7 protein-coding genes are annotated in these 6,985 nt (G+C 39.7%); 4 read left to right on the plus strand and 3 right to left on the minus strand.

The features are described 5' to 3' along the window. Positions 1-30: 30 nt before the first annotated feature. Positions 31-753, minus strand: a complete 723-nt coding sequence (locus E5A76_RS15975; RefSeq protein ID WP_161119526.1) for a glycerophosphodiester phosphodiesterase family protein — start codon at positions 751-753, stop codon at positions 31-33. A gap of 320 nt (positions 754-1,073) precedes the next feature. Between E5A76_RS15975 and E5A76_RS15980 the strand changes: the two genes are divergently transcribed. The 3 genes from E5A76_RS15980 (at position 1,074) to E5A76_RS15990 (ending at position 3,921) form a co-directional block, all read left to right on the plus strand. After that, positions 1,074-1,652, plus strand: coding sequence for a nucleoside triphosphate pyrophosphohydrolase family protein (locus E5A76_RS15980; RefSeq protein ID WP_053988963.1), 579 nt, complete (start codon positions 1,074-1,076; stop codon positions 1,650-1,652). 69 nt (positions 1,653-1,721) lie between these two features. Continuing rightward, positions 1,722-3,068, plus strand: coding sequence for an MATE family efflux transporter (locus E5A76_RS15985; protein ID WP_161119522.1), 1,347 nt, complete (start codon positions 1,722-1,724; stop codon positions 3,066-3,068). 31 nt (positions 3,069-3,099) lie between these two features. Continuing rightward, positions 3,100-3,921 carry an alpha/beta fold hydrolase gene (locus E5A76_RS15990; protein WP_161119523.1) on the plus strand — a complete coding sequence of 274 codons (822 nt, stop codon included), beginning with the start codon at positions 3,100-3,102 and terminating at the stop codon, positions 3,919-3,921. A gap of 69 nt (positions 3,922-3,990) precedes the next feature. Here E5A76_RS15990 and E5A76_RS15995 read toward each other — a convergent pair whose 3' ends face one another. Continuing rightward, on the minus strand, positions 3,991-4,800 hold the full coding sequence (locus E5A76_RS15995) for an alpha/beta fold hydrolase (RefSeq protein WP_053988966.1): 810 nt from the start codon (positions 4,798-4,800) through the stop codon (positions 3,991-3,993). Between the two features lie 382 nt (positions 4,801-5,182). Between E5A76_RS15995 and E5A76_RS16000 the strand changes: the two genes are divergently transcribed. After that, on the plus strand, positions 5,183-5,713 hold the full coding sequence (locus E5A76_RS16000; protein WP_161119524.1) for a ComEA family DNA-binding protein: 531 nt from the start codon (positions 5,183-5,185) through the stop codon (positions 5,711-5,713). 86 nt (positions 5,714-5,799) lie between these two features. On the opposite strand, the gene E5A76_RS16005 is transcribed toward E5A76_RS16000, so the two are convergent. After that, complete coding sequence (locus E5A76_RS16005) at positions 5,800-6,903, minus strand: nucleotidyltransferase family protein (RefSeq protein WP_161119525.1); 1,104 nt, start codon at positions 6,901-6,903, stop codon at positions 5,800-5,802. Positions 6,904-6,985: the final 82 nt, after the last annotated feature.

The raw sequence follows: 6,985 nt of genomic DNA on the forward strand, positions 1-6,985 counted from the left end.
CCTGTATATAAGTGCTTTATTCATAGATTATTAATTATTGGCTGCTGCGATTAAAAGCGCTGGGTCATCGGTAATAATGGTTGAAACGCCCCAGTTCTCGAATTTAGTGATTTTTTTGGGATCGTTCATTGTCCAAATTTGCAGCACTTTTCCAGCGTCAGTGATTTCTTTTGCTAATTTTTCAGTCAGTAAATGATGATCAAGATGAATGCTGTATAGCTCAAGCTTTTCATCAAGGCGATTGATATCAGGTACCCAATCTTCAATGATCAAACCACGACGTACTTCAGGCCACAGTTCTAAACAATGTCGTACAGCATTATAAGAGAAACTCGACAAGATAAGACGATCTGGATCAAAGCCATAGTTTTTAATAGTTTCAATGGTCTTTTGTACTTGTAATGCAACTTCTTCTTCGTAGTGCACTTTAATTTCAAGGTTTAAGTTAAGGCCATATTCGTCACAAGCAACTAGCAGTTCATGTAACGTTGGAATGGTTTCACCAGTAAACTCAGTGGAGAACCAGCTTCCAGCATCAAGTTGTTTGATTTCATCTAAGGTTTTATGGCGAACGCTACCTGAACCATTCGTACAACGGCGTACTGTTTTATCGTGAATAATGACAGGGATTAAGTCAGCACACAGTTGGGTGTCGGTTTCAATCCATTTTGCGCCAGCATCAGCGGCTGCTTTCATGGAAACCAAGGTATTTTCTGGCGCAACAGCTCTTGCACCACGGTGTCCGGCAATCATATATGTATCCCAAGTCATTAGAGTATTTAATCTATGGCCGATTTTCGGCTAATTGAACAAACAATCAAGTATTAATATCGCAATATCATGATGTTGATTTGTTACGGTTTGTTGATGTGTACGAGTTGCTTACTTCAGAATAGTAGTGCAAATAGTGGCGCATTTACCAACAATTGGAAAATGAAATGATAATACGTTTTGTATCTAAACGCTGATTAGATTAGTATGCTGTGCCGTTGTCTGATCAAAAATTTTTATTGTGAACATTGATAAAGGTTTTTTGATTTTGGGCTTTTACAATTTGAGACAAGGAAAAACGAATGAAACTGTCAGCGCTAGACCAACCTCTTTTCGATCATCTTTACCGCGATATTAGAGAGTTTCGTTCCACGTTTGATCTTGATATTGAATCACCACAAACGCTTGATGAACAAGCGGATGCATTACATACCTCTCTTGCCGTTGAAGAAATGACAGAATTAGCAGAAGCCGATTCACTGGTTGAACAAGCCGATGCAATTGTCGATTCTGTATATGTATTAATGGGACGTTTGGTTCATCTTGGTGATAAGAAAGTAGAAGATAATATCGGTATTAGCTACTTGATTGATATTCTATTGCAAATGTCAGCACGTCTAGGTATCGATTTTATGGCATGTTGGAATGAAGTGCATTCAAGCAACATGAGTAAAGTATGCCGCAATGCTGATGAATACGCTGATACTGAAGCATTTTACGCAAAACAAGGCGTGACTTTAACAGCCAGTACGAAAGGGGACTACATTATTGCGAAATGTGCGCAGGATGTTGACCTTGAAGGTAAAGTAATCCGTAAAGGTAAAGTACTTAAATCTGTATATTATCGTCCTGCTGATTTAGTGAAACTTGTTATCCGCTAAGCCTCTTGTTAGCTGAATGATCCTCGCAATTGCGGGGATTTTTTGTTTTTCACTTATGTAAAGTTTTCCATGAAGATATCTCCTTATACCCGAGCGTTAGCTCAACAGCTTTTTACAATGACATGGCCAATGTTATTTGGTGTGCTGTCACTGATGAGCTTTCAGCTTGTAGACAGCGCATTCATTGGTCAGTTAGGTGTCCTTCCTCTTGCAGCACAAGGTTTTACGCTTCCAATGCAAATGGTCGTCATAGGCTTGCAAGTAGGGTTAGGTATTGCCACAACCGCATTGATTTCTCGTGTATTAGGCGCAAATGATGCGCTTCGAGCACAACAGCTGGGCGGGCTTGTGGTATTAATAGGTGCTATTGGTATTGCCGCACTATGTGGTGTTATCTGGTTGCTGCGTGATGTCATTATGCATTTGTTAGATGCACCGGAAACCGTTCTACCGATTATTGATACTTATTGGCCTGTATGGTTGGCAAGCGCATGGTGTGGCTCAATGTTGTATTTTGCCTATAGTCTGTGCCGTGCTAACGGGAATACCATGCTGCCAGGGATCATGATGATGGTAACGAGTTTACTTAACATCGTGCTAGACCCATTGTTTATCTTTACATTCAAATTAGGCATTAATGGTGCGGCATGGGCAACCATTGCTTCTTTTACTCTTGGTATGCTGGTGGTTTTTCCATTAGTCATTAAACGATGTTGGATGAGTTTCCATTGGCAGGGGCTTGATATTGGCAAGTCAGTTAAAGAGCTAGGTAATATTATGGCGCCAGCGATGATGAGCCAGTTATTACCACCGCTTTCCTCTATGCTTGCGACTAAATTGGTAGCAGGTTTTGGTGCTGCGACTGTTGCCGCATGGGCGTTAGGCTCTCGGATAGAATTTTTCTCTATTGTTGTTGTCTTAGCTCTTACTATGTCGATGCCACCTATGGTGGGTAAGCGTTTAGGGAGTCGTGATCTACAAGGGATTAAAACACTGATTAATATCGCAGTGTGTTTTGTTTTGCTATGGCAGCTTGTTATAGCGGTCACCATTTTCTTACTCGCTACGCCATTGAGCACGCTACTAACGACTGATGTCAAAGTACAAGAAGTGCTGATATTACATTTAACCCGTGTCCCTATTAGTTTAGGTGCGCTAGGTGTGTGTATGATCATGGTATCGATATGTAATGCCTTGGCGATGCCGATGCGTGCGCTGTTTATTTCAGCATGGCGTTTGTTTATTTGTTTCCTACCTATTTTATGGCTAGGTTCGTATTTGGCAGGATTATCTGGCTTATTTACAGGGGCGATGTTAGGTAATATAGCCGCAGGTATTTGTGCGTGGATTTTCTATCGTCAAGGATTGAAAATCATTGATAGCAAATATCAAAGTGAAACTGAGAACGTAAAATAAGCGTGTAAAAAACACGCACATAAGGATATACATGCAAAGTTATGTAATTGAAGATCGTAAGTTAACCTACTTAGATCAAGGCACAGGTCCTGTATTGGTATTTGGTCACAGTTATCTATGGGATAGTAAAATGTGGCAGCCTCAAATCGAAGTATTAAGCCAACATTATCGTTGCATCGTGCCTGAGCTATGGGCGCATGGTGACGCGGATGCTGCTCCAACAAAAACACGTACTTTACGTGATTATGCAGATGATGTGATTGCACTGCTTGATCACCTTGAAGTTGACAGCTTCACAATGATTGGTTTGTCTGTAGGTGGCATGTGGGGCGCAGAGCTGGCGTTAAAAGTGCCGCAACGTGTTAATGCGCTCGTATTGATGGATACTTTCTTAGGTTATGAACCTGAAGTACTGCATGCAAAATACTTTGCTATGTTAAATACCATCATGGAGCAAAAAACGATCCCAACAGAAATCATTGATGCCATTACGCCGCTGTTCTTCCGTCGTCAGGCTGAACAGCATACGCCAGAACTCGTGAAGAACTTTAAAGCGCATTTGGCGAGCATTACAGGTGAACGTGCGGTTGCAGTAGGGCAAGTGGGCAAGATGGTGTTCGGTCGTCGCGATACTTTTGATGATATTGAGTTATTAACTGTACCGACGTTGATCATGGTTGGTATGGAAGATGCACCTCGACCACCACTAGAAGCGCAATTGATGCATGACGCAATTGATGGTAGTGAATATGTATTGATCCCAGAAGCCGGTCATATTAGTAATCTAGAGCAGTCTGAATTTGTGACCCAGCAGTTAACGACATTTTTAGATAAGCACATTCTAAGTAATTGATGGTTTAATCCATAGTCATAGAAATGGCATAACTCATACTCAGAGATTGAGAGTGTTATGCCGTTTTTTTTATGCGCTGTAATAGGTTTTATGTTGATGAATAAACGCTATGGAGTGTTGATTAAAATCATCAGGTTTTTCAACATTACATACATGCCCGCAATCTTTGAGTTCGGTTAAAAAGCTTAATCGATGACGCTCAACCATCTCTTTCACCGGTTTTATGAACATATAATCGTTAGCACCCATCAAATAAAGTGTTGGGATGGATAACTCTTTCTCTTTGAAATATTTCATGACAGGGTTTACATCAGTGGCGAGTTTGAACCAACGTTTAAATTCCTTCTGACATAGCTTTTTAGCTTCACGAACAAATAAATGACGCGATTCGCGCTGGCTCTTTTGAGGCATCACCACATAAGCAAATAAGCGGTATAACCACATGTAAGGAATAATGTGCTTACACAAATTGCCGAGTTTAACCAAAATTTGAGAGCGAGTATTTAAGCGTGTCACAGCACCACCGAGTACCATGCTTTTGACACGATTAGGCGCGATTTCCGCTAAATTACGAATAATAATCGTCCCAAGTGAAATTCCCACGAAGTGAGCTGATTGGATCTTTAAGTGGTTGAGAACATCAACAATGTCTTTGGTGACACTTTTAAAGGTATAAGGATTTGCCATCATGTCTTTAAACATGTTGTTGGATTTGCCGTGACCACGAAGATCTAATAACAATAAGTTAAAGTGCTGTTTGTAGGCTTTAATTTGTTTAAACCAGATCGCAGAACTACCACCTGCACCATGGACAAAGACTACCCACTCTTTGCTACTTGGATGGGGGTAGGTTTTGTAAAAAAGCATATTGTTTTGCATTTATCGTCCTTGTCTACACGCAGTAGCGCAATCATACCACGGTGAAATAAACAGACTCACCTGACCACTAAGGTGGCATTTTATGATCTAACCTTGTACTTTCATCGTGAATATTTGCAATTATTCCAACAATGTCGCAAAACGCCATCGTGGTTAAGTATAAGTTACTTACAAGCTTGTGATTTTTCAAATGAAGAGATTTATATATGAAAAACAGATGGATAGTAAGAGCTATCTGATACTTGGTCGTCTATTTTCAGTACTTTTTCGAAATTAAAGGTGAATAAAAAACACTGATTTAAACACTTTATGATGTTTTATTTTATCTTTGCTGCTTAATAGTCTTTAATTTACAAAGGATTATCTATGAAGGAGTTTTCCAATGTTTAAAAAGGTGTTATTAACGCTGGCGTTCATTCTGCCATTTGCCTCTCAAGCTGCAACAACAGATACCACAAAACTTATCAAGCAATGTGAAACGAAATACAAAGCAGATAAGCAAAAGAAAATGGACTGTATTGCTAAGGTGAAGAAATCAGCAAGCAAGTCGACCAAGAAAGAAGTAGAAAAAGCGAAGAAAGCGTCATCGACTAAAGTGGCTGACGCAAAAAAAGACGTTAAAAAAGATGTAAAAGCAACATCTTCAAAACTAGACAGCAAAAAAGCAGACGTTAAAAAGTCATCTACCAAAACTAAGACTGCAGTGAAGAAACAGCTTAAAGCGGTGAATGTAAACACGGCTTCAGCGTCTGATCTAGCAGCGTCTTTACCTGGCATTGGTGAAACTAAAGCAAAAGCTATCGTGGATTACCGTAAAAAACACGGTAAATTCAAATCAGCGAAAGATCTTGAAAAAGTAACGGGTCTTGGCGAGAAAAGCGTTGCTTCAATGAAACAATACCTAAAGTTCTAATCGAACATTAGGTACTCAACCTCTTAAACACTTTGGCGACTTATCGCATGAGGTGTTTAAGAGGTTTTTTTATGTCTTTAAAATGCTTAATAAATGATTTCTTCGTCTTCTTCATGGGGCATGAGATTGATGATTTGTGTCTTAATAATATGAGGCAGAATAGCATACAGCGGCATGCGTTTTAGCCGTCCTCTAAAACGTAGTGACTTCACGGCAAAGCGATAATCGGCACTCTGGTATTTCGGAAATGCGTTTCGCATTACTTCACTAAAGCGTTCTTTGTATAGCCAGAAAATGAATCGATGTGATGGATGTTGATTTAAAAATTGCAGCATTTCGTCAGGAATTTTAAGGGCAAACAGTTCATGGCACAGCCCAAGCGCCATATATAAGCTATTATCTTTACCTATCTGTTGATGAAGCTGAATCAAGTTATGCCAGAACAGACGTTGCTTACCAAAATAGGTAAATTGGAGGTGTAAGTCGTACAGATCTCGCAACCCATAACGAAAATCAACTTGGTTAAACATCATAATAGCCTGATGCAAGACCATCGTTTCCGGTGAGAGTAAGGTCGCAGGGTGGGCGATGATCGGTGAGGTATGATGATGGAGTAATGGCGCTTCATCGAGTTTATGTTTTAGGGTTTTCGGTAATAAGTGAAAGTGAATGGCAAGCTCTGTACGCCGCTCTTTATGGATCAGCGGCATGGTTTGATTTGACCAACGACAATAAAAGGTTTCTTCATAATCGGTGATATTTTTATAGCGCCAACCATGATTGAGTAACTGATCTAGTACAGCATCGACATGGTTTTCTGAAATCAAAATATCAATATTATTCTTTATCCTACCTTTAAACATTTCGATTTCAGAAAATTGTAAAGCACTGCCTCGAATATAACGCCATGACGGTAAAACGTTTTTAAATTGTAGCTTAAGCTCTTGATGTTCAAATATTAGGGCTTGTTTTTGCTTCTCGAAGCTATGAAACCCCGAAATTAACTGTTGCTGCATAAATAGCGGCAGCTCATCCCAAATCCCATCAAGCTCACAGGCTGTTTTTAATTGCCCTAATAAACTGAGATGACGAGCTTCAGTAATAATTTGGTAGAGCGCTCTAGGATCAAGTGTGAGTAATAGTGTTGGAAGGCAAAGAATATCAACCAGTTGTACCTGTCGAGAAGTCATCATTCCTCCCTGATTGTCGGTCAAATTGATAATTAAAGTATTGGTTGTAAGTGATAAAAATCAAATTTAGTCACTTTCAAAT

The sequence above is a fragment of the Photobacterium lucens genome (genome assembly GCF_009873615.1).
GTDB lineage: Bacteria > Pseudomonadota > Gammaproteobacteria > Enterobacterales > Vibrionaceae > Photobacterium > Photobacterium lucens.

Excerpts from the sequence above, each read along its gene's own strand:
- E5A76_RS15975 (WP_161119526.1), bottom strand. The coding sequence starts at position 753 with ATGATTGCCGGACACCGTGGTGCAAGAGCTGTTGCGCCAGAAAATACC.
- E5A76_RS15980 (WP_053988963.1), top strand. The coding sequence starts at position 1,074 with ATGAAACTGTCAGCGCTAGACCAACCTCTTTTCGATCATCTTTACCGC.
- E5A76_RS15985 (WP_161119522.1), top strand. The coding sequence starts at position 1,722 with ATGAAGATATCTCCTTATACCCGAGCGTTAGCTCAACAGCTTTTTACA.
- E5A76_RS15990 (WP_161119523.1), top strand. The coding sequence starts at position 3,100 with ATGCAAAGTTATGTAATTGAAGATCGTAAGTTAACCTACTTAGATCAA.
- E5A76_RS15995 (WP_053988966.1), bottom strand. The coding sequence starts at position 4,800 with ATGCAAAACAATATGCTTTTTTACAAAACCTACCCCCATCCAAGTAGC.
- E5A76_RS16000 (WP_161119524.1), top strand. The coding sequence starts at position 5,183 with ATGTTTAAAAAGGTGTTATTAACGCTGGCGTTCATTCTGCCATTTGCC.
- E5A76_RS16005 (WP_161119525.1), bottom strand. The coding sequence starts at position 6,903 with ATGACTTCTCGACAGGTACAACTGGTTGATATTCTTTGCCTTCCAACA.